Source organism: Sorangium sp. So ce321 (assembly GCF_051530195.1).
Classification (GTDB): Bacteria; Myxococcota_A; Polyangia; order Polyangiales; family Polyangiaceae; genus Sorangium.
Genome location: NZ_CP150329.1, coordinates 4,800,891 through 4,822,520, shown reverse-complemented (window position 1 = coordinate 4,822,520; position 21,630 = coordinate 4,800,891). Strand labels below are relative to the sequence as shown.

14 protein-coding genes and 1 pseudogene are annotated in these 21,630 nt (G+C 71.7%); 13 read left to right on the top strand and 2 right to left on the bottom strand.

Going from position 1 to position 21,630, the window contains the following annotated elements:
- Positions 1-116: 116 nt before the first annotated feature.
- The 3 genes from WME89_RS18340 to WME89_RS18330 all read left to right on the top strand — a co-directional run bounded on the left by WME89_RS18340 (position 117) and on the right by WME89_RS18330 (position 6,412).
- A complete protein-coding gene (locus tag WME89_RS18340) occupies positions 117-926 on the top strand; it encodes a hypothetical protein (RefSeq protein WP_438010405.1) in 810 nt (269 codons plus the stop codon).
- Positions 927-1,007: 81 nt separating this feature from the next.
- Complete coding sequence (locus WME89_RS18335) at positions 1,008-2,129, top strand: hypothetical protein (protein WP_438010404.1); 1,122 nt, start codon at positions 1,008-1,010, stop codon at positions 2,127-2,129.
- A gap of 308 nt (positions 2,130-2,437) precedes the next feature.
- Positions 2,438-6,412 (top strand): protein kinase domain-containing protein, encoded by a 3,975-nt coding sequence (locus WME89_RS18330; protein WP_438010403.1) that lies wholly within the window; start codon positions 2,438-2,440, stop codon positions 6,410-6,412.
- A gap of 254 nt (positions 6,413-6,666) precedes the next feature.
- Here WME89_RS18330 and WME89_RS18325 read toward each other — a convergent pair whose 3' ends face one another.
- Positions 6,667-7,737, bottom strand: a complete 1,071-nt coding sequence (locus WME89_RS18325; RefSeq protein WP_438010402.1) for a LysR family transcriptional regulator — start codon at positions 7,735-7,737, stop codon at positions 6,667-6,669.
- Here WME89_RS18325 and WME89_RS18320 point away from each other — a divergent pair.
- The 5 genes from WME89_RS18320 to WME89_RS18300 all read left to right on the top strand — a co-directional run bounded on the left by WME89_RS18320 (position 7,685) and on the right by WME89_RS18300 (position 15,900).
- Complete coding sequence (locus WME89_RS18320; protein WP_438010401.1) at positions 7,685-8,404, top strand: SDR family oxidoreductase; 720 nt, start codon at positions 7,685-7,687, stop codon at positions 8,402-8,404. The genes WME89_RS18325 and WME89_RS18320 overlap by 53 nt on opposite strands.
- Before the next feature lie 211 nt (positions 8,405-8,615).
- The gene (locus tag WME89_RS18315; RefSeq protein WP_438010400.1) at positions 8,616-11,015 is read left to right on the top strand and encodes a hypothetical protein; all 2,400 of its coding nucleotides are present in this window, start codon (positions 8,616-8,618) and stop codon (positions 11,013-11,015) included.
- Between the two features lie 314 nt (positions 11,016-11,329).
- On the top strand, positions 11,330-13,012 hold the full coding sequence (locus WME89_RS18310) for a DUF1592 domain-containing protein (RefSeq protein ID WP_438010399.1): 1,683 nt from the start codon (positions 11,330-11,332) through the stop codon (positions 13,010-13,012).
- Positions 13,009-14,373: a DUF1552 domain-containing protein gene (locus tag WME89_RS18305; protein WP_438010398.1), complete on the top strand. Its 1,365-nt coding sequence runs from the start codon at positions 13,009-13,011 to the stop codon at positions 14,371-14,373. Before WME89_RS18310 ends, WME89_RS18305 begins: the two co-directional genes overlap by 4 nt.
- A 42-nt stretch (positions 14,374-14,415) precedes the next feature.
- The gene (locus tag WME89_RS18300) at positions 14,416-15,900 is read left to right on the top strand and encodes a discoidin domain-containing protein (protein ID WP_438010397.1); all 1,485 of its coding nucleotides are present in this window, start codon (positions 14,416-14,418) and stop codon (positions 15,898-15,900) included.
- Positions 15,901-15,918: 18 nt separating this feature from the next.
- On the opposite strand, the gene WME89_RS18295 is transcribed toward WME89_RS18300, so the two are convergent.
- The gene (locus tag WME89_RS18295; RefSeq protein WP_438010396.1) at positions 15,919-16,200 is read right to left on the bottom strand and encodes a hypothetical protein; all 282 of its coding nucleotides are present in this window, start codon (positions 16,198-16,200) and stop codon (positions 15,919-15,921) included.
- 57 nt (positions 16,201-16,257) lie between these two features.
- Here WME89_RS18295 and WME89_RS18290 point away from each other — a divergent pair, with 57 nt between their 5' ends.
- The 5 genes and pseudogenes from WME89_RS18290 (at position 16,258) to WME89_RS18270 (ending at position 21,610) form a co-directional block, all read left to right on the top strand.
- Entirely contained in the window at positions 16,258-16,761 is a 504-nt protein-coding gene (locus tag WME89_RS18290) for a hypothetical protein (RefSeq protein WP_438010395.1), read from the top strand.
- A 788-nt stretch (positions 16,762-17,549) separates the two neighbouring features.
- Complete coding sequence (locus WME89_RS18285; protein WP_438010394.1) at positions 17,550-17,672, top strand: hypothetical protein; 123 nt, start codon at positions 17,550-17,552, stop codon at positions 17,670-17,672.
- A 681-nt stretch (positions 17,673-18,353) separates the two neighbouring features.
- A pseudogene (locus WME89_RS18280) lies at positions 18,354-19,037 on the top strand (transposase zinc-binding domain-containing protein); the annotation flags it as partial.
- Positions 18,995-19,933, top strand: coding sequence for a transposase (locus WME89_RS18275; protein WP_438011945.1), 939 nt, complete (start codon positions 18,995-18,997; stop codon positions 19,931-19,933). The pseudogene WME89_RS18280 and the gene WME89_RS18275, both read left to right, overlap by 43 nt.
- Positions 19,934-20,329: 396 nt before the next feature.
- Positions 20,330-21,610 carry a hypothetical protein gene (locus WME89_RS18270; RefSeq protein WP_438010393.1) on the top strand — a complete coding sequence of 427 codons (1,281 nt, stop codon included), beginning with the start codon at positions 20,330-20,332 and terminating at the stop codon, positions 21,608-21,610.
- Positions 21,611-21,630: the final 20 nt, after the last annotated feature.

Sequence of the window (21,630 nt, the reverse complement as noted above, 5' to 3'; positions counted from 1 at the left end):
CTGCCGGTCTCCTCGGATGGACCTCCTCGGCGCGACGATCCCGCTGGATCAGGGTCTCCTGGGGGCTCGCGCTCGCGCTCGCGCTCGGAGGGGCGGCGTGTGAGGATCAGCGGGTCGTGATCGGCGCGTTCGTGCCGGAGCGGCCGCGGTTCACGGCGCCGGAGAAGGTCGCCGCGCTGAACGACGATGTCGCCAGGGACGAGGACCCGACGCTCACGGGCGATCTGCTCGAGATCCACTTCATGTCCGACCGCGGCGGGAGCAAGGATATCTGGGTGTCGCGCCGGGCGGACCTGGGCTCACCCTGGGAGACGCCGACCGTCGAGCTCCTCGAGAAGCTCAACAGCGCGGGCAACGAGGACACGCCCGCCGTCTCGAACGATGGGCTCCGGCTCTGGTTCTTCCGCGGCGCCGAGCAGCAGACGGGTACCTGGATGTCGGAGCGCGCGAGTCGAGGCGACCCGTGGGGAGACCCTTCCTTCGTCGAGGCGCTCAACCCCGGCCACGAGGACGGCACGCAGGCGATGAACGCTCACGTCGACCTGCCCGAGCTCCGCGCCGTGGTCGGCCTCAACGGGCCCGAGACCCAGGGCTGGGATCTCGCGATCGCGTCCCGCGAGAGCCCGGAGGACGCGTGGGGCGAGTTCGTCCCGATCGCCGAGCTGAACGACGCGGGCGACCAGCTGGCGCCCTTCCTGTTCGATGAAGGAAGGCAGCTCTTCTACCGCTCCGGCGACGACCTGTTCTGGGCCCGGCGGCAGGGGCCGGACGCAGCCTTCGAGGCGCCCGAGGCGCTCGAGGAGCTGAACTCTCCGGACGCGCGCGAGAACGATCCTTACCTGTCCCCGGACGGGTCCGTCGTGTTCTTCTCCTCGGAGCGGAGCGGCGGGACCGACATCTACGAAGCGCGCCGCATCGCGCCATGATCGACCGGGCCGGCCGGGTGGAGGGCTTCCTCGCTATTTTGGAGCTCCAGCCAGGCGCGGGGAGTGATAGTCTCATGGCCCATGACAGGACTTCAGCTCGCGACTCGTCTCTGCGCTGTGCTCGCGGCCCTCTGGCTGCCCGTCATCGCCTGTTCGGGGGGCGGCGATGGCGAGAAGGGCAACACCACGGGGAATGGCGACGGCGGCCAGAGCGCTGGCGGCACCGGCAGCAACAACAGCAGCAGCAGCGGCGACGATTTTGGCGGCGATATCGGGCTGACCAGCTCGGTTTCGAGCGGCCCGCAGGCTGACGCCGGTCACCAGACGACCTGCGATGACGCAGGCAACTGCACCTGCATCAACATCGCCTCCATCGGCCGCGAAGGTGTCTGGGGTCCGTGCAGCAGCGACAGCACCACGGCGCTTCAGAACTGGTTGAACACGCAGAGCACGGCCCAGGTCGACAACTACAACACGGAGAAGCCCACGCTCACGCCAGAGTTTCTCGCCAGGTACGACGTGATACTCCTTCAGTGGATGGTGACGAAGGGCGCCCAGAACGACGACGGGGCGCCGTGGCAGTTCACGGCTGACGAGGTGAGCGCGCTCAAGGACTGGGTCAACAACGGCGGTGGCCTCATCGCGCTGAGCGGCTATCAGTGCAGCGGACAGGGATGCACCGTCCACGACGTCACGGCGACCAACCAGCTCCTTTCCTTCACCGACATCCAGTTCAACACCAACGGCATGCTGGATCCTGCGCAGAGCGGCTGCCCGAACTGCAACTGCTGGGGCGGGTCGTTGCCGCTCGGCGGCCCCCTCCCCGGGAGCGTGGGCACCTGGAACCAGGACACACCCATCGGCAAGGACATCCAGAGCGTGGGCGCATACATCGCGCGACCGATCAAATCGACGACCGCGACCGTCGATTGCACCGACGGCACCAACAATTTCGCGGTGCACGAGGAGGTCGGCAAGGGCCATGTCGTCGCGTACGGCGACGAGTGGGTGACCTATTCGGGCCAGTGGCTCGGGACGGCGGCGTGCCTCGATCCCCGGCTGTACACGGACCCGAACAGCGGCTGCTATGAGAAATCAGCGGCGCACGTCTTTCAGATCTCGCAGTTCTGGTACAACGTGATCAAGTATACGGCGTCGTCGGTGGAGTGTTTCACGATCGAGGATCCGGCCATCATCAAGTGATACCTGGCGGTCGCACGGCAGAGCACGCGCCTTGGCTGCGAGCGCGCGCGCTCCGCGAGCTCCATCCTTGCCGCGCGACAGGCCTCGTGTAGCCCTGGTCCGGCCCGCTGGTTGGACGCCCGCCTTCTCGATCAGCGCGTATCTCCGCCGCCTGATGCCCGCCGCGCTCCCGCTCGAGCAGCGCCCGGTTCACGCCTGCCCTATCGAGCGAGCGCGCTCGGCACGTCCGGGAGCCTGATACCTCTCCGTCATCAGACGCCCGAAATCTCGCCGTGTGTGCAGGACGCTTGCAGCGGTACCATCGGGGCGTGCACAGGGCGGCTCCGGAGAAGGTCCTCGCCGGTCGGTTCGAGCTCGAGCGCATCGCCGGCAGCGGGGGCATGGGCGACGTCTACCGCGCGCGCGACCGGCACGACGGCAAGCCTGTCGCGCTCAAGCTCCTGAGGAGCTCGGACGTGCAGCTCGTCGCGCGCTTCCAGCGGGAGGCGCGGCTCCTGGCCGAGCTGCGGCACCCGGCGATCGCGCGCCACATCGCCCACGGCGTCTCGGAGCAGGGCCAGCACTATCTCGCGATGGAGTGGCTCGAGGGCGAGGACCTCGCCGCGCGGCTCGCGCGCGGGCCGCTCGGCGTCGACGAGGCGCTCGCCCTCGTCCAGCGCGTGGCCGAGGCGCTCTCGCTCGTGCACGCGCGCGGCGTGGTCCACCGCGATCTCAAGCCGGCAAACCTGTTCCTGCAAGGCGGCCAGCTCGATCAGGTGAAGATCCTCGATTTCGGGATCGCGCGCGACGCGGCCGCGACAGGCGGGCTGACCGAGCCTGGCGTGGCCATCGGCACGCCGGCCTACATGGCGCCGGAGCAGGTCCGCGGCGAGCTGGACATCGACGCGCGCGCGGACGTGTACGCGCTCGGGTGCCTCCTGTTCGAGTGCCTCACCGGCAAGGCCCCCTTCTGGGCGGAGCACGCGTTCGCGGTGCTCGTGAAGGTGCTCTTCGAGGACGCGCCGCGGCCGAGCGCGCTGCGCGTCGAGGTCCCCGAGGCCATCGACCTGCTCACGGAGCGGCTCATGGCGAAGGATCGCGCCGTCCGCCCGGCGGACGCCGCGGCCGCCGCGCGCGCGCTCGCGGCGCGCTCGCCGGAGCACGCCACCGCGGAGCTGTCTCCGCCCTCGCTCACGCGCCGCGAGCGAGGTCTCGTGAGCGTGGTCCTGGCCCGGCTGGAGGCCCCGCCCCTTGCCGCCTCTCTCCCTGCGCTGCGCGCCGAAGCCGCCACGCTCGAGGTGGGCGGGAGGATCGCGGTGCCGACAGGGCTCGGGCCGACGTTGCCGGACCTGCGCCGCGCCGCCGCAGAGCACGGCGGCCGCCTCGAGCCGCTGCACGAGGGCGGGGTCGCGGCGATCCTCACGGGCGCGGCGACGCCGACCGATCTGGCCGCCCGCGCCGTGCGCTGCGGCCTTGCGCTGCAGAAGCTCCTGTCCGGCGCCCGCCTGGCGGTCGCGACCGGCTGGGACGCGCTGGACGGCGGGCGACCCCTCGGCCCGGTCATCGACCGCGCCTCCGCGATCCTCGTCGGCGGCGACGGCGGCGACGCTGGGTCGCCTGGTGGCGGCGCCGGCGCCGGCGCGCCGGAAACTCCGGCCCCGGTGCTCGTGGACGCGATCACGGCGGGCCTCCTCGGGCGGGTGTTCGAGATCGCGCCGGGGTCCCGGGCGGCCGCTGTCGTCGGCGAGCGGGAGCCGTTCGACGAGGAGCGCATGCTGCTCGGCAGGCCCACCCCGTTCGTCGGGCGCGACCGGGAGCTGCGCGCCCTGGAGGACCTGTTCGACGAGTGCGCCGGCGAGCCCTGCGCGCGGGCGGGGCTCGTGATCGCGGCGGCGGGGATGGGCAAGTCGCGGCTGCGCCTCGAGTTCGTGCGGCGGCTCAGGGGGCGCAGCGAGCCGGCCGAGATCTGGATCGCGCAGGCGGATCCGGCGCGCGTGGGGGCGCCCCTCGGCCTGCTCGGGCAGGTGGTGCGCCGCGCGGCGCACCTCGTCGACGGCGAGCCCCTCGAGCGCCGCCGCGAGCAGCTCGCCGCGCGCGTGGCCCGGCACGTGGCGCCGGACCTCCGGGAGCGGGTGACCGAGTTCCTGGGCGAGATGGTCGGCACGCCGTTCCCGGACGCGGCGCGAGTGCAGCTGCGCGCGGCGCGGCGCGATCCGCTGCTCATGGGCGACCAGATCCGCCGGGCGTGGGTGGACTTCGTCGACGCCGAGTGCCGGGCGGGCCCGGTGCTGCTCGTGCTGGAGGACCTGCACTGGGGGGACCTCCCGACCGTGCAGTACGTCGACGCGGCGCTGCGCCTGCTGGCAGAGCGCCCGCTGATGGTGCTCGCCGTGGCGAGGCCGGAGGTGCGCGCGACGTTTCCCACCCTCTGGACCGAGCGGGGGACGATGGAGCTCGGGCTCGGCGAGCTGCCTCGCCGCGCGTGCGAGCGGATGGTCCAGGCCGCGCTGGGCGAGCGCGCCTCCGCGGATCACGTGACGGAGATCGTCCGGCGCGCCGCGGGCAATCCGTTCTTCGTGGAGGAGCTCGTGCGCGCGACCGTCGAGGGCCGGGACGCGCGCGAGGCGCCGGAGACGGTGCTGGCGATGGTGCAGGCGCGGTTCAAGGATCTCGACGCCGAGGAGCGGCGGCTGCTGCGCGCCGGCAGCGTGCTCGGCGAGGTGTTCTGGCAGGGCGCGGCGGCGCGCCTGCTCGGGCTCGGGCAGGACGGAGGCGCGGCGCTCGGCGCGCGGCTCGCGGAGCTGGAGCGGCGCGAGTGGATCGTGCGGCGGCCCGAGCCACGGTTCGCCGGCGAGGCGGAGTTCGCCTTCCGGCACGGGCTCGTGCGCGAGGCGGCGTACACCATGCTGACCGAGGTGGATCGGCGGCTCGGCCACCGCCTCGCCGGCGCCTGGCTGGAGGAGGCCGGCGAGCGCGACGCGCTGGTGCTGGCCGAGCACTTCGAGCGCGGCGAGGAGCTCGCGGCGGCAGCGCGGTGCTACGAGCACGCGGCGGAGCAGGCGCTGGAGGCGAGCGATCTCGACGGCGCGCTCGCGCGGGTGGACCGGGCGTTCGCCTGCGCGCCGGGAGAGGACGCGGCGGGGCGGCTCCACGCGCTCGCGGCGACCGCGCACAACTGGCGGGGGGCGTTCATCGAGGCGGAGCGCGCGGCGAAGGCGGCGGTGGCCCTGGCGCCCGCCGGGGGCAAGGCTGCCTACACCGCGCTGGCGATGCTCGCCTGGGCGAGCGGGGCGCTCGGGAAAGCGGAGCAGCTCGAGGCGGTGGCGTCGTCGCTGCCGCTCGACCTGAAGGATACGGCGCTGGACCGGGAGTTCGTTCTCGCCTGGTACAGCACCGCGGTGTCGCTGCGGGAGCTCGGGCGCCACACCACGGCCGCGGCCCTCGAGCGGGTCATGGATGGGGTGCAGCCCGAGCATCTGGAGCCTGGCCTGGCGGGGCACGTCTACGTGACAAGAAGCGTTGCGGCATGCTACCCGCCCCGCCGACTCGGCCTCGCCCTGCGCCTCATGGAGGCTGGGTGCCAAGCCTACGAGCGCGACGGTGCGTTGCGGGACGCGTGCCTGATGCGGGTCAATTTGAGCGTGCTCCAGCAGCAACTGGGCGCTTACGGACCAGCGGAGTCCGCGCTCCACGAAGCGAAGCGGGTCGCGGTTGAGCTCAACTTGCCGTATGTGGCGATTTCATCCGACATCCAGCTGGCGCGCATCAGCCTGGCGCGGGGGCAGAGCACCACGGCCAAGGCGTTAACGGCTGCGGTCGTCGAGGAAGTGCGAGCATCTGGCAATGGCAGGCAGATGGGCCACGCCTTGGTGTTGCTCACGCAAGCTCTGCTCGATCTTGGAGAGCTCGCAGAGGCGCGCGCACAGGTAACGACCGCCATCGACGAGACGCAGGCGTATCCCGGCCCGCAGGCCCTGGCACAAGCCGCCCTCGCCCACACCCTGCTCCGACAAGGGCACGCGCTCGAGGCGCTCGCAGCGGCGCGTACAGCGATTGAGCTCCTGGAGCGCATCGAAGGTCTCGAAGAGAATGATGCGTTCGTGCACCTCGCCTGGATCGAGGCGCTTCACGCCTGCGGCGACGGCGATGCGGCCCGAGCAGCGCTCACCGCTGCCCGGGATCAGCTGCGCGCCGAGGCGGACGCCATCGAGTCCCCCGCCCTGCGCCGCAGCTTCCTCGAAGCCGTGCCGGAGCACGCCCGTATCCTTGCGCTTGCAACGGAATGGGGGTTGGCGGACGGGTGATGCCTCGGACCGCCGCGGCACCCCGAAGGCAAACGCGGGCCGCGTGAATCCCGTAATCGCGCGGTGCGCAGAGATCAGGGAGCGAGGCCCGCGGCCAGGCTCTCGCTCCCAGGGTCTGCCCCTCGCCCTACGACACCACCCCGGGAGCATTCGAGATCTCGGGCCACAAGCTCTGGAGCTGAGCGGAGCGCAAGCTGCACATCCGCGACGCCGCCGAGGTGCGCGGCGCTCGCGGGAGCTCTTGCCGAAGCGCATCACACCGATGCGAACAGCTCGAGCAGGAAATCCAGGACCACACGGGTGCGGCGCGGCAAGAGCCGCGCTGAGCGCGATACGACGAACACCGGCTGCCGCTCGACCACGGCGAGCGGATCGAGCAGCGTCAGCAGCGCCCCCGTTTGCAGGAGCACCTCCACCGTACGGTCGAAGGTCCGGACGATACCGACGCCTCTGACCGCCGCGTCGATGAGAGCGTCCTTGCTCGTCGACGCGAAGGGGCCACACGGCACGAGGCGTAGGGCGCCCCCCTCCGTTGCGAACGTCCACGGCTCAACGCCGCTTCGACCGATGAACCCGAGGCAAGCGTGCGTCCGGAGATCGTCGATATTTCGCGGCGCGCCTGCGGCCGCGACATAGGCCGGTGACGCGCATAGAAGCGCGCGACCCACCAGCGTGCCCGCCCTCCGCACCATGAGCTCTTGCTCTCCTGGCGAGCTGGTGCGCACGGCGAGATCGACGCGCTCGCCGAGGGCGCCCTTCGATTCGCCCCGCAGCGCCAGGTGGACCACGAGGCCGGGATGCCGACGAAGCAGCGCGGGTAGCGCAGGCGCGACGATGGACCGACCGATGAAGGGCGGCGCCTCGAGGTGCACGGTGCCCTCCGCCGCGCTTTGCGATCGGGACAGGCGCGCGCGCGCGGCCCCGAGCTCGCCGAGGGCGCGGCGGCCGTATTCCAGGAGCGTCGCTCCTTCAGGCGTGAGTGACACATGGCGTGTGCTCCTCTCGAAGAGCTTCACGCCAAGGCGCTGCTCGAGGCGACTGATCGCTTTGCTCACCGCTGACGGCGTGAGCCCGAGCGTGGAAGCGGCGCGACGGAAGCTCCGGAGCTCGGCGGCGCGCACGTAGATGTCGATCGAGGCAGCGATGGTCCGGTCCAGGTCCATGAAGCGGAGATGGCCGATTGATGACTGAGTGTCAACAACATGGTGCCGGCGCGCGCCCTTGTCGCGAGCCCGCCGAGGAGCCAGATCCCGACACGCAAGGAGGATGAACATGGCATCGCTTTCGTGCTCGAACGTGGTGGTGATCGGCGGCAGCAGCGGCATCGGTCGCGCGGTCGCGACGATGGCGGCGAGCGAGGGGGCGCTCGTGACGATCGCCGCGCGTCACGAGGGCCGCCTGCGCGACGCGGCCGGCGCGATCCCCGCCGCGAAGATCGCCCTGGTCGACGTCGCGCGCGAAGAGGAGGTCAAGGCCCTGTTCGATCCGTTCGCGTCGGTCGATCACGTGTACCTGTCCGCGAGCGCCGAGCCGCGTTTCCTCGCGCTCGACGAGATCGGAGACGCGCAGGTCGAAGAGGACATCGCGGATCGTCTGCTGGCCCCGCTTTACGTTGCGCGTCACGCCTCGAAGAGGATGCGCGCCGGCGGGTCCATCACCTTCACCACCAGCGCGATGACGCGCAGGCCGCCCAGGCGGACGGCCTTGCTCGTCGCGATCGCAGAGGCGGTGCACGGCCTCGCCCGGGCGCTCGCTGTCGAGCTTTCGCCAGTGCGCGTCAACGTCGTCGCGCCGGGCCTCGTGGACACCGAGCGGACGACCAGGCTGCTCGGACCAGCGAGGGCGAAGATCATTGCGGACCGTGCGGCACGAATCCCGGCGGGTCCGATCGGATCGCCCGATGACGTCGCGCTCGCCGTCCTGTACCTGATGAAAAGCGGGTACGTCACGGGGCAGGTCAACGTCGTCGACGGCGGCGCGGCGCTGGTGTGAAACGGCGGCGAGGTGCATCCGGCGCTGCTCGCCCGCGTCGCCGGACTCGTCGCACGTCCGCCGTCCGGCCGTGCAGCGTCCGACGCCTGGCGTGCCCGGTGGGCCGGAGCACGGGCAGGCGGGTGCCACCGGGTGCAACCGCGACCTGCACCGAGAACATTCTCGTCCCAGCGATGAACAAAACGCCGGGGGTGCGGCACCTCAGCAGGTCATGCGAACGACTTCACTCATCGTCCCGTGCGTCCTCTTGATGGTCGGCTGCTCTGGTCCCGGGTCGGGCGGCAGCGCCTCCGGAGAGGCAGGCGGCGGCTCCCCCGGAGTCACGTCGGGCAGCGGGAACATCGGCGGCTCAGGCGGCGACCCCACCGGCTCAGGCGGCGACCCCACCGGCTCAGGCGGCGACCCCACCGGCTCAGGCGGCGACCCCACCGGCTCAGGCGGCGACCCCACCGGCTCAGGCGGCGACCCCACCGGCTCAGGCTCCGGCGGCGACCCCAGCGGCTCAGGCGGCGACCCCAGCGGCTCAGGCTCCGGCGGCTCCGGCGGCGACCCCAGCGGCTCAGGCGGCGACCCCAGCGGCTCAGGCGGCGACTCCAGTGGCTCAGGCGGCGACCCCACCGGCTCCGGTGGCTCCGGCGGCTCCGGTGGCGGCACCGCAGCGCTTTTCCCCCCCTGCGGCACGCCCGGCACCTGGCGAGATTCGCCCGAAGCGTTCCTCGATCTGGGACACACCCGGGTCATCCGCCGGATCCGCGTCTCCGGGGACCGCGTCGTGAGCTGGGATCACGACCGCTGGATCCTGTGGGATACGGCGACCCGCTCCGCGATCGCCGACGGTCACGCGCCCGGCGGTTTCGACGAGGGCTACCACCCCCCCGGAACGCGTCCAGAGCTTCCAGGGGGCGTCGAGCTCCGAGGAGATCTCCTGCTCGTCCAGACGGACCCGATGCACACGTTCGAGCTGCGCAACGCGGCCGACGGCTCGCTGGTGGCGGCCATCTCAGGCCTGTATGGCATCGCGGGGCTCGCGTCCGACGGGAGCTACGCATGGGCCACCCGCTCCGGCGGCATCATCACCGTCTGGAGCCGCGCTGGGGACGAGGTGCTGTCGGCCACGCTGGAGGTCTACGGAGAGGTCCATGCGGCCCCCGACGCGTTGCGCATCGCGTCGAGATCCACCGCGACTCCAGGGGTCCAGGTCGTGCCGATCGACGGCTCGCCACCGTCCATCACGCCCGCGTTCGCGGGCACCTTCCACGCGTGGTCTCAGGACGGCGCGCGCTTCCTCACGACGACCGGCAACACGGTGCGGGTGTACTCGAAGACCGGCGTCCAGGAGAGCATCGTCAACCTGCCGGAGATCGACGAGCTCGCAGCGACGGGAGACTACCTCTGGACGCACAGCACATCATCTTTCCCGGGCTACCCGCTCAAGATCTACCGGATCGGCGGAGGGAACGTTCCCGTAGCGCGGTACGAATCCAACGGGGGGGCCACGGTCGTGCCCACCGAGCGCGCGATCGGCGTCTTCACCAGTGATTCGCCGAAGCTCGCGGTCGTCGATCTCGGAGGCTCCGAGGTCACGCGAACGGAGCACGCCGTGGCGGTCCACGACCTCACCGTGGCGCACATCGACGGAGGGCTTCGCTGGGCGGTCGGTAGCTCGCCAGGCGCCATCTCACAGAAGGGCACCGTGACCGATCCCGACGCGACCGGGACGCTCGGCTGCGGAGCGTCGAACCTGGGCGGATCGGCCTCTGGGAAGGTCGCCATCGCCACGGCCGCGGGGACGATCCTCCTCTACGACACCGCCGACCTCGATGCCGGTCCCACGGCGTCCGTCCCGTTGAACAGCGCTCGCGTGCGGCTCTCGGCCGACGGGCGCGTGCTCGCCGCGCGCGCCACCGAGAGCGACACGTACGTTGACTACAAAGATCTCCGGATCTTCTCTCTGCCCGACGGCGCCGAGGTGGCCTCGCTCGACTCGGACTTCCCCCTCCTCGATTTCTCGCTTTCCTCGAGCGGGACGACGCTGGGCCGCACGTACAAAGACTCCACCGTTGCCAGAGGCGGCACCCGCATCGTCAGCGACGTGAGCGGAGAGACAGTGGTCTACCAGGACACAGGACTCCAACCGGTTCCGGTCATCTCCCCCGACGGTCGTCACTTCCTCCTGACGGACGAGGCGACAGCAACCGGCTGCGGGTTCACCCAGTTCTACGTGAATGGGGTGCTCGTCAACGCGGTGCCCGGCTGCGCGGTCGGATGGCTCGATGACACCCATGCGCTCGTCCAGACGTATACCGACGACGATTGGAACAACCGGTGGGAGTACCGGGCGTCCACCATCTACGACGAGCTGGGCAACCCGATCGCCACGCCGCCGCTGCCGCGCATCACCTTGGCTCCCTGGAACGAGACGGCCATCGGTGACGGGTTGGTCTACGGCATCGTCCCCGTCTCGCCGACGGCCATCCACGCGCTGTACGAGCACGCCATCTACGATGTCGAGACCGGGGCGACCCTGGCCACCCTCCCTGAGGCCAGCGTCCTCGCCGGCAGCTCCGTCGTGTATGCCTGCGGCAACGCGATCTGCGCCGCGCCGTACTGACATCCTCCCCCGCTCAGGTGACTTCGCTCCCGCAGGCTGCCAGCGGCGCACGAGGCGCGCTTCCCCACCCCACCCCACCCCGCTCCGCCTGCGACGCCCGAGGTCGCGCCCCCGCCACCTGCGACGCCCGAGGTCGCGCCCCCTCCTCGATGCGACGCCCGAGGTCGCGCCCCTCGCGTCAGGTGCGACATCCGACGTCGCACCCCCGGGCGCTACCCGGCGCAATCCCCTGGAAATCCCCCTCTCCCCGCCGCGGCACAGCCCGTGCTGAACGTCCTCACGAGACGCGCTTCAGCGTCCCTCGAGGCCCCACGATGCGCACTTCCCTTCTCCTTCGTCTCAGGCCACGGCTCGTCGAGCTCACGCTCGCCGCGTCCGTGGCGCTCGGCGGGTGCACTGGCGTCCTCGGCGCCGACCATGCGGCCGACGAGGACGGCGACGCCGACGGCCCCGCCGCCTGCGCGGCGTCGCCCCTGCCGCTCGCTCACCTGACGCGCGACCAGTACGACCGCACCGTGGTCGACCTGCTCGCGCTCGACCCCGGCGAGGCGCGCCCTTCCAGCGGCTTCCCCGCCGACGACGCCGTCGAGGGCTTCTCCCTCGGGCTCACGGTCTCGCCGCTCCTCGTCGAGAAGCTCCAGGCCGCCGCCGAGGCGCTCGCCGCGCGCGCCCTCGAGCACCCCGAGCGCATCGTCCCCTGCACCACCGAGGACGACGCCTGCGCGCGCGCCTTCGTGCAGGCGTTCGGCGCGCGCGCCTTCCGCCGCCCGATCACCGCGGCCGAGGAGTCCGCGCTCCTCGACGTCTACCGCGCCGCGCGCGAGGGCGGCGCGCGGCCCTTCCTCGAGGGCGTCGGCCTCGTCATCGAGGCGGCGCTCTCCTCGCCGCAGTTCCTCTACCACTGGCCCGACGACGGCGGCGCCGCGCCCGGCTCCGTCGTCGCCCTCGGCGACCACGAGCTCGCGAGCCGCCTCTCGTACTTCCTCTGGGGCACCATGCCCGACGACGCCCTCTTCGCCGCCGCGGCCGAGGGCCGGCTGCGCACGCCGGAGGACGTCGAGGCCGAGGCGCGCCGCATGCTCGAGGACCCGCGCGCCCGCGCGACCACGGCGGCGTTCTTCCGCGAGCTCCTCGGCGTCGACGACATCGGCGCGATCAACCGCGACCCCGAGGCGTTCCCGGAGTTCGACGCCGCGCTCGCCCGGGACCTCCAGGCGTCGCTCGAGGCCTTCGTCGACGACGCCGTCTGGTCGGGCGGGACGTACGACGACCTCTTCCTGTCCCGCCGCGCCTTCATGAACGCCCGCCTCGCGAGCTTCTACGGCGTCGACGGCGACCTCGGGGACGAGCTCACCCCGGTCGAGCTCGACGCCGGCACGCGCCTCGGCCTGCTCACCCAGCCGGCCCTGCTCGCGAAGCTCGGCAAGTTCGACCAGTCGGATCCCATCCGGCGCGGCGTCTTCCTGCGCGAGAAGATCCTCTGCCAGGAGCTCGCGCCGCCGCCGGCGAACGTCGAGTTCAACGTGCCCACGCCCGCCGCCGAGCCGACCAGGACCACGCGCGAGCGCTTCGCCGCGCACACCTCGCAGCCGGGTTGCCAGGGCTGCCACGCGCTCATCGATCCGCTCGGCTTCGCCCTCGAGGGCTACGACGCGCTCGGCCGCTACCGCGCCACCGAGAACGGGTCGCCCGTCGACGCGACCGGCGCGATCGTGGGCACCGAGGGCGCGGACGGGCCGGTCGACGGCGGCGTCGAGCTCGCCGAGCGGCTCGCCTCGTCGGTCGACGGGCGCGCCTGCTTCGTCGAGCACTGGTTCCGCTACGCCGTGCGGCGCGGCGGCTCCGAGGGCGACGCGTGCGCGCTCGAGTCGCTCGGCGACGCCTTCGAGGAGGAGGGCGGCGACGTGCGCGCGCTGCTCGTGAGGATCGTGAAGAGCGAGGCGTTCAGGACGCGCCGCGTGGCCGAGATCGCCGGAGACGGCGGAGGTGAGCTGTGATCGGACGAAGAATGAACCGGCGGACGATGCTCGGCGGGCTCCTCGCCGGCGCCCTTGGCTCGCTCATGACGGGCCCCACCGCGCGCGGCGATCAATCCGGCCCGCGCAAGCGCTTCGTTGTGTGGTTCACGCCGAACGGCACCATCGAGTCGGCGTTCCGGCCCACGGGCGGCGAGCGCGATTTCACCCTCGGGCCGATCCTCGAGCCGCTCGCGCCGTTCCGGGACCACCTGCTCCTCTTCGGCCCCTCGGGCGCCGCGGACTGGGACTTCCGCAAGGAGCGCGGGCTGAGCATCCGCGTCTCCGAGGACGGCCCGAGCGGCGGGCACGGCTGCTCGAAGCTCCTCACCGGCCGGCTGCCCGCGCTCTACGAGGGCAACGAGATGGCGTCCGGGCCGAGCGTCGATCAGGTCATCGCCGCCGCGGTCGGGAAGGACGACTACCTCCCGTCGCTCGAGCTCGGCGTGCGCTCCGGGGCCCCGAGCTCCCGCGACCACCTCCTGTATGCCGGCGCGGGGCAGCCCGTCCCGCCGGAGAGCAACCCGAGCGCCGCGTTCGACCGCGCCTTCGCCGGGCTCGCGACGGTGGACCCGGACGCCGAGCGCCGGAAGGACCGCCGCCGCGAGGTGCTCCGCTTCGCCCGCGAGGAGGCGAAGCGCCTCGCGCCGGGCCTCGGCGGCGCCGACCGGCAGCGCCTCGACGCCCACGAGGCCGCCCTCGCCGACCTCGCCGCCCGCCTCGACGCGCGCGTCGCGTGCGCGCCCCCCGCGCTCCTCCACGCGAGCCCGGGCGACTGGGAGGAGGGCTGGGACTCGTACGACAAGATGCCCGACGTCGGCCGCGCCCAGATGGATATCCTCGCGACAGCGCTCGGCTGCGGCATCACCCACGTCGGGTCGCTGCAGTGGACCGCCGCCGCGGCGAACGCGCGCCACCCCTTCGTCGACGCGCCGGAGTGGCACCACGAGCTCTCCCACCACGTCCTGCGCGAGGGGGATCTCTCCGTCGACCCCGACGTCACCCGGAAGGTGATCGACGTCAACCGCTGGTACGCGTCGCAGCTCGCGTACTTCCTGGGCCGCCTGAAGGAGATGCCCGAGCGCGACGGCAGCTCGGTGCTCGACCACACCGTGGTGCTCTGGTGCAACGAGATGTCCGACGGCTTCTACCACACGCACCAGAACATGCCCTTCCTGCTGGCGGGGAGCGCGGGCGGACACTTCCGGACGGGTCGTTACCTGACCTTCGAGAACCGGGCCCACAACGATCTCCTGACCTCGCTGTGCCAGGCGATGGGGCTCTCGCTCGACACGTTCGGCGACCCGGCCTTTTGCGACGGGGCCTTGCCGGGCCTCGTGTGAAGCAGCCTTTGTAAATACACCTTAACATCAGTGAGAAGCATCATGTCTCTTCGACTCATCGCTCCCGTTCTCATGGTCGTCGCGAGCCCCCTTGCCCTTGTGTCCTGCGTGGCGGACGACGCCGCGCCGGCGGACCTCACGACCTCGGACAGCGCGGCCGTCGTGACCGAGCAGAACTACCAGGGCTCGGGCATGGACCGGTTCTCCTACGCATCGCGCCTCGGCAACCACGAGGCGCTCGTCTATGCCGCGGAGGGGTGCCGGGTCGGCGATGGCGGGGGCGACTGCCCGGTCATCGTCTTCCACCACGGCAACGGCCAGAACGGCGGCGTGCAGCGCCAGTTCTCGGACTGCTGCGACGTCACGGGCAAGATCAAGGGCGGCTACCGGCCCAAAGGGCTCATCATCGCCGCGCCCGCGCGCTACCTGGGCTGGAGCGAGGGGGCGGTGGCCGACGCCACCACGATGCAGGACGCGCTGCTCGACGCGCTCGCGGCGAGCTACAAGGTGAAGTCCGGGGCGGTCCACGTGACGGGCCTCTCGGGCGGGTCCGGCCCCGTGCTCGCCTACGCCTCGAAGCGCCCGCACGAGATCGCGTCGTACTCGGTGTTCGCCGGGGTCGCGGGCTTCGAGGCGTGCCAGGGCAGCGACACGAGGAACTGCGTCGCGCCCGCGGACACGGCGGCGCTCGTCGCCCTCCCCAGCTTCTGGGGTATCAGCTGGGGGGATCCGATCGCGGGCATCGGCTCGCAGGACGGCAACGTGAGCTTCCTGCTGGAGCACGGCGGCTCGCTGTCGGACGTCCGGCAGTACCTCTATTGTCGCCGCAGCCCGGTGGCCCGCGACTCGACCTTCGACTGGTTCACCCGCGTCGCGTGGCAGGACGCGAACGACCCCGCGTACTGCGGCGAGGGGCTCGGGCACGTCGGCTGGCACTACGGCTACAGCACCGAGGCCGGCGACCCCCACGCCGTCACCTGGTGGGACTGGGTGCGGTCCACCTTCGAGGGCGCCACTGATCCCGGCGGCGACGGCGGCGACGCCGATCCGGGTGGGGACGACGACGGCGACACCGATCCCGGGAGCGGCGGCGCGTGCGTGGGCGCGGGCGGCGTCCTGAAGAACAGCTGCTTCACGGCCGTCGATGAGGGCAAGTCCGAGGCGGCGTCGCGCCTGCTCGACGGGACGACCGGGAACGATGACGCCACGGCGTGGCTGAACGGCAAGTGGCTCTTCTCGAGCGACTACCCGGCGGCGGCGTACATCGACCTGAAGCAGCCGTACAACGTGACCAAGCTCGAGTACTTCGCGGGCAACCTGGGCGGCAGCTCGGAGCTGGAGATCAGCTACGCGACCGGGAGCCCGGGCAACTGGACCGTGGCCGCGAACAGCAAGCCCGCCGGCTGGAGCACCTGGTCCACCGGCACCACGACGAGCTTCACGGCCCGCTACGTGCGCGTCCGCTTCCTGGGCTACGGCCAGCGGTTCAACGTCTCCGAGCTGCGCCTGACCGGCAGCCCGCTCTGATCGTCCGGCCCGCGCCCCTCAGGGCAGGACGCGCGTCGCCCGGGCCGCCGCGAGCTCCGCGCCGCCCGCCCACGGCGCCTGCCGGTCGTCCAGCGAGGCGCGCACCCTCGCGACCTCGTCCCTCGTGATCGGGGGCGCGCTGTTCCCCCAGCTCGACCGCACGTAGGTGAGCCAGCCGGTGCACGAGCGGTAATAGATCTTGCCGCCCTGGGCGAGGTCATCGGCCGTGACGCCGGCGGCCAGGCCGCCGCGCGGCGGCAGCGCGCGGGCCTCCAGCTTGCGCAGGACCGCACATATCATCGCCCCGGCATTTTCAGGGGCAACGAACGCATCGTCAGCGACGTGGGCGGAGAGACAGTGATCTATCAGGACACCGGACCTCAGACGACTTCGGTCATCTCCCCCGACGGTCATCACTTCCTCGTGACGGACGAGCCGATAGAAGGTGGCTGCGGGTTCACCCAGTTCTACGCGGACGGGGTGCTCGTCAACGCGGTGCCCGGCTGCGCGGTCGGATGGCTCGATGACACGCGCGCGCTCGTCCAGACGTATAACTACAACCTCTTGACCACCCGGTGGGACTATCTGGCGTCCATCATCTACGACGAGCTGGGCAGCCCCATCGCCACGCCGCCGCTGCCGCGCATCGCCTTGGCTCCCAGGGACCGGGCGGGCATCGGTGACGGGTTGGTCTACGGCATCGTCCCCGTCTCGCCGACGGCCATCCACGCGCTGTACGAGCACGCCATCTACGATGTCGAGACCGGGGCGACCCTGGCGACCCTCCCCCAGGCCAGCGTCCTCGCCGGCAACTCCGTCGTGTATCGCTGCGGCAATGCGATCTGCGCCGCGCCATACTGACATCCTCCCCTGCCCACCTCGAGGCTCTCATCCGCGCCGTAGGCCGAGGGCAAGCACGCGCTGCCCGAGACCGTCGTGGCGATGGTCCAGTCGCGCATCGAGCGGCTCGACCTCGAGGCGCGCCGGGTGCTCCGGGCCGGGGAGCGTGTTTGGCGAGGTCTTCTGCAAGGGGGAAACGATTCGGAGACGCAGAAATAATCCTGAGTGGTTCCGGAATGTTGGCTGCTGTGTCCGGCAGCTGCGCGGCAAGCGCGGGGAGGCCGGGGGAGCTGTACGGGGCCATGGGCGCGCCCGTGCCGGTGCCGGCGGCGCGGGTCGTCAAGGGCGCGGCTTCGGATCGCTGCGCCCGAGGACGCGCTCGGGCCAGTGGTCGTTCACCATCCAGCGGCTCGGTGAGGAGGAACTCGGCGCGGCCGCCGTCGAGCGCAGGGCGCCGGAGCCGATCGGCGCGGTGCCTCGCCGCGGCGCGGGCGTCGGGCCGCCGGACGGCCGCTCCGCACCTAGGCGACGCCGAGGTCCCCGGGCACGAACTCGGGGCCGCCGTCGTCTACCTAGGCACGCTCGGGTTGTCGCGGATGTCGGCCACCTCCGCTAGTTCCGCGTGTCAGAAATCCCGCCAGGATTCCGCTGCGGGGGCGAACCGTCGCGGACCGTCGCTTTCTTCGGGATTTCAGGGGGGCGTGACGACGGATCGCTCGCCCTCGGGAGGGATGGACCCAACCCCGGCCCGACCGCCGACCCCTGGGCCCGGAGAACTCGCGACGGTCGATCCATCGCCTCGAGCCGCCGTGGTTGCGTCGCTCGCCGCCACCCTGAGCCGAGCCGTCGCCCTCGGGGATGACGTGGCGGCCCAGGTCGTGCACGAGGCGATCGGTCAGCTGCTCGGGCTGCCGGTGGCACCGAAGCGGTGAGCAAGCTTGGGCCGAACGTCGAGCCCGCCGCTCGCGTCGACTCGCTGCCGGAGCCTTGCCGCTCGCCAGTGCCCGCAGGCTCACCTGGGATCGCCCGCACGCGGCGGTTGCGTGCCGAAGCGCCCCGGAGGCATCCGGAAAGTGATGCCGGCAAGCAGCAGGCCTGTGCCGGGAGGCAAGCGCGGCGGCGTGCGCAGGCGACGACCCTCTCGCCGCGTTGCTGCATGGCGACGCCATGGCGGAACTGCGGACGCCACGGGGAGCGGTGGGAAAACGAGTGGCGAAGCGGCTCCTGCATGCTGGCGCGGAGGCGGCACGCGCACCATGCGCCTCGGCGCCAGAGCGCAGATTCAAGCACGAGCCTGACACGGCTCATCCATGGTCCCGATGAGAGGCATGACCATCACCTGCTTGGTGATCGGGATCATCGGCGTAGACAGCTCCGCTAGCCGGCTCTGCTGCACCCGGATGATCTCCTCCTGCAACGCTGCGCGCTCGCGCTCTCGCGTTCTCGCGCGCCGACATATCGAGCGCGAGGCGGGTGCTCGGCGAGCGCCTCCGCCGCCGCGGCAGCGAGCGTCGCGGCCCGCCGCCCCCCGGCCCGCCGCTCCGCCATGGCGCCGCCATGGGCGATAGCCCGGCGGGTTGTCGAAATTCGCGGCGAAAACGCGCCCTCACCGCGTGGCGTGCGGCGTGCGGTGTCGGCGCCGTGTGGCCAGCGCGGCTCGCACCACGGGCGTCGTCTACGAGCGCCGTCGCCCCGAGAAGACGACGCTCTACGAGATCGTGCGCGACAACGTGGAGACGCTGTACGGGGCCATCGACGACGGCGCCATCGCGGTCCGGATACCCAAGCACGCGAAGAAGGAGATCGAAGCCTACCTCGACTGTGGGCTGCTCTGCCGCGGGTTCGCGCGGCTCCGGTGCGAGCGCTGCGAAGAGAGTCGGCTGGTGGCCTTCAGCTGTAAAGGACGCGGTTTCTGCCCGTCGTGTCTGGGCCGACGCATGTGTTCCACGGCGGCGAACCTGATCGAGGACATCCTGCCCGAGGTGGCGCACCGTCCGTGGGTGTTGACGTTTCCGTTTCCGTGGCGGCGCAGGCTCGCCCAGGACGGGGCGTTGTTCGGCGTGCTGACCCGCCTCTTCGTCGAGAGCGTGGAGCGGTTCTACGAAAAACGCGCCGCGCGCCGAGGCGCGTGCGGCGCGGTCAAGAGCGGCGCGGTGACCGCCGTGCAACGCACGTCCGGCGACATGCGGCTCAATCCGCATCTGCACGTGGTCTTCCTCGACGGGGCTTATCACGAAGACGGCACCGAGCTCGTGTGGAACGAACTCGGTCATCTTCCAACTCGCGCGGTCGGTCAGGTCATAGAGCACGCCGTCGGGCGGATGCTCCGTTACCTTCGGCGGCACGGGCATCTCGAAATCGAGCACGACGTCGAGGAGGACGGCGAGCCCGAGGCAGCGCTCTGTGCCTCCGCCGTCTCGGGACGAGAGTCGCGCCACACGTCGTCGCCCCGCAATGGCTCCGCGGGCTCTCGCCGTCTTCGCCGAGCGCGCTCGCGTACGACAAGCCGCTGTGCGCTGCGCTCGATGGCTTCACCTTGCACGCAGCGACGCGCGCCGGTGCGCACCATGCCGCGGCGAGGGAGGCGCTGCTGCGTTACGTGCTGCGACCCCCGATCGCAAAGGAGCGCGTCGAGCCGCAGCAGGACGGCCTGGTGCGGCTGTCGCTCAAGCGCGCCTTCGCTGACGGGACTGTCGCGGTGGACATGGATCCGCTCTCGCTCCTGTGCCGCCTCGCGGCCAGCGTCCCGCCGCCGCGCTTTCACACCGTCAAGTACGCTGGCGTGCTCGCCTCGGCAAGTCGCCCACGTTGGCGCGCAAGCGCATCGGACCGCGCCCTGCGAAGCCAGAAGAGCCTACGAAGGCGGACGAAGACGCCGCTTCGAAACGCAAGCGTGGCGGCTATCGGGCGGTCGACAAACCGCGCCGAGCTCTTGCGCCGCACATTTGCGATCGACGTCCTCGAGTGCCCAGCTTGCAAGGGGCGGATGAAGCGCGTCGCCATGGTGACCGAGCCAAGGAACATCGCCCGCTTCCTCTCCGCGCTCGGCGAGCCGACCGATGTTCCAGCACGCTCTCCCAACCGAGGGCCGCCGTACTGGGGGTTCGGGGCGCAGGGCGCCGCAGGCGACCCGGAGCCCCGAGCGTTGAAGAGCACCGTTCTGCGCCGCAAGGCGCCCGGTGACGCCGCATAGCGTCTCGCGACGCGCCTCCCGGGCCAGACCAACGCCCGGACGGACACGTGTGCCCACGGCACGCCGATGCGCCCCTAGCGCGCTCGGCGCCGCCCGGACCACGCTCTTTCGACCCAGGACCGAGCCATCACGACGCTCGCGGCCCCACCCTTTCGGTTTACTGCGCTACACTTCTTCGCGCTGCGATCCGGCTTCTTTTACCTACGCGCCTTCGAGCTCCGAAGCCGACGGACGCGGAGACGAAGGTTCGCGGGATGGGCCACCATGGGAGCTCAAGCAGGCTGACGACCTCGTCCGACGCGGTGCAGTCCAGGATCACCTCGTACTCATCGAGCAGCTCGCGAATGGACTCGGCATCCCTGGGAAGCGGTTCATCGAGTTCTGCGATGCGCACGTGTGGCGAAGCTCACGCGCGCGCGCAACAACGTGCGCGGAACGTACAAGTACGACTCGATCGGCGTGCCCATCACGATCGAAGGAACGATCGAGCCGAGCGGCGCGATGGCGCTCACCGAGACCGTGAACGGCAAGGCGACCGGAACGCTCCGCCTCCAGCCCACCGGCCCCGACCTCGCCGGCGAATGGACCGACGTGACCGGCAAGAAGGTCTTCCCGCTCCACCTCGCGCCGTCTGCGCCGAGTCGTCCGCCGTCGCTCGTCGAGCAGGCGCAGGCCTGCCTCGAGGATCTCGCCTGCCCCGCGAGCGAGGTCGCCCGCCTCTTCGTCGCTGCGGGCGACGCGAAGGAGGTCGGCGTCGACTGCCGCCGCTTCCTCTCGGGCGCCGGCGTGTCACGCGATCCGGCGCGCGCGCGGACGTGCCTCGAACGCGACGCCATCACACCGTGCGACGGCGACTCGGCGACGCTCTCTCGCGCCGAGCTCGCGACGATGCGCATCGACGGTGTTGGCGGTCCCGTCGACATCGCGGACGCGCGGAAGCTCTTCGCGACGTGCTTCGACGACGTCACGAAGGAGGCCGTCCTCGCGCACGCCGCCGCGAAGGAGCACGACCCCAAGGCCCTCGCGCTCGACTTCTGCGAGAAGGGCGGCACCACGATCGTATCGGAGGAGTGCGCGAGCCGCCGCCGCGACGACGAGGCGACGCGCGGCCTCCTCGCCGCCAAGAAGATCGCCGCCACGCTCGACGCCGACGGCAAGCGCCTCCTCGAAGCCGCCAACAAGGCCTTCGCCGCGTACGCCCGCGCGCGCGTCCTCTACGTGGTCGAGGTCTACAACGGCGGCTCGATGCGCACGATGCTCGCGACGAACGAGGACCGCATCCTGCAGAAGCAGCGCGCCGACGACCTCGAAGCGTTCGCGGCGTTCAAGGCGAAGGCGACCACCGCGGAGGACGTCGCGCGCGACGAAGGCGGCCGCCTCGGCCCTCGCCGCGCAGGCGCCCGCAGCGCGCGAGGAGAAGCGCGCGCTCGCGGAGACGGACAGGACGTGGAAGACCTACCGCGACGCGGAGCTCGCCCTCTACGACCACGTGCACGGCGCCGCGCAAGGCCGCGACGCGGTCCGCCGCGCCGTGACGGTGCACCTCTCGGAGCACCGCGCGAAGACGACGGCGCCGCCGGAGCTCTGAGGCGCAGGGCTCAGAGCGAGCTCGTGTCGTTGCTCGGGGCGGGCGTGGCCGCGGGCGTGGGTCGGGTCGGGCGCGGCGGGGCGGCGTAGAGCGGCGCAGCGGCGCCTAG

Excerpts from the sequence above, each read along its gene's own strand:
- WME89_RS18335 (WP_438010404.1), top strand. The coding sequence starts at position 1,008 with ATGACAGGACTTCAGCTCGCGACTCGTCTCTGCGCTGTGCTCGCGGCC.
- WME89_RS18320 (WP_438010401.1), top strand. The coding sequence starts at position 7,685 with ATGGCATCGCTTTCGTGCTCGAACGTGGTGGTGATCGGCGGCAGCAGC.
- WME89_RS18325 (WP_438010402.1), bottom strand. The coding sequence starts at position 7,737 with ATGCCGCTGCTGCCGCCGATCACCACCACGTTCGAGCACGAAAGCGAT.
- WME89_RS18315 (WP_438010400.1), top strand. The coding sequence starts at position 8,616 with ATGCGAACGACTTCACTCATCGTCCCGTGCGTCCTCTTGATGGTCGGC.
- WME89_RS18310 (WP_438010399.1), top strand. The coding sequence starts at position 11,330 with ATGCGCACTTCCCTTCTCCTTCGTCTCAGGCCACGGCTCGTCGAGCTC.
- WME89_RS18300 (WP_438010397.1), top strand. The coding sequence starts at position 14,416 with ATGTCTCTTCGACTCATCGCTCCCGTTCTCATGGTCGTCGCGAGCCCC.
- WME89_RS18295 (WP_438010396.1), bottom strand. The coding sequence starts at position 16,200 with ATGATATGTGCGGTCCTGCGCAAGCTGGAGGCCCGCGCGCTGCCGCCG.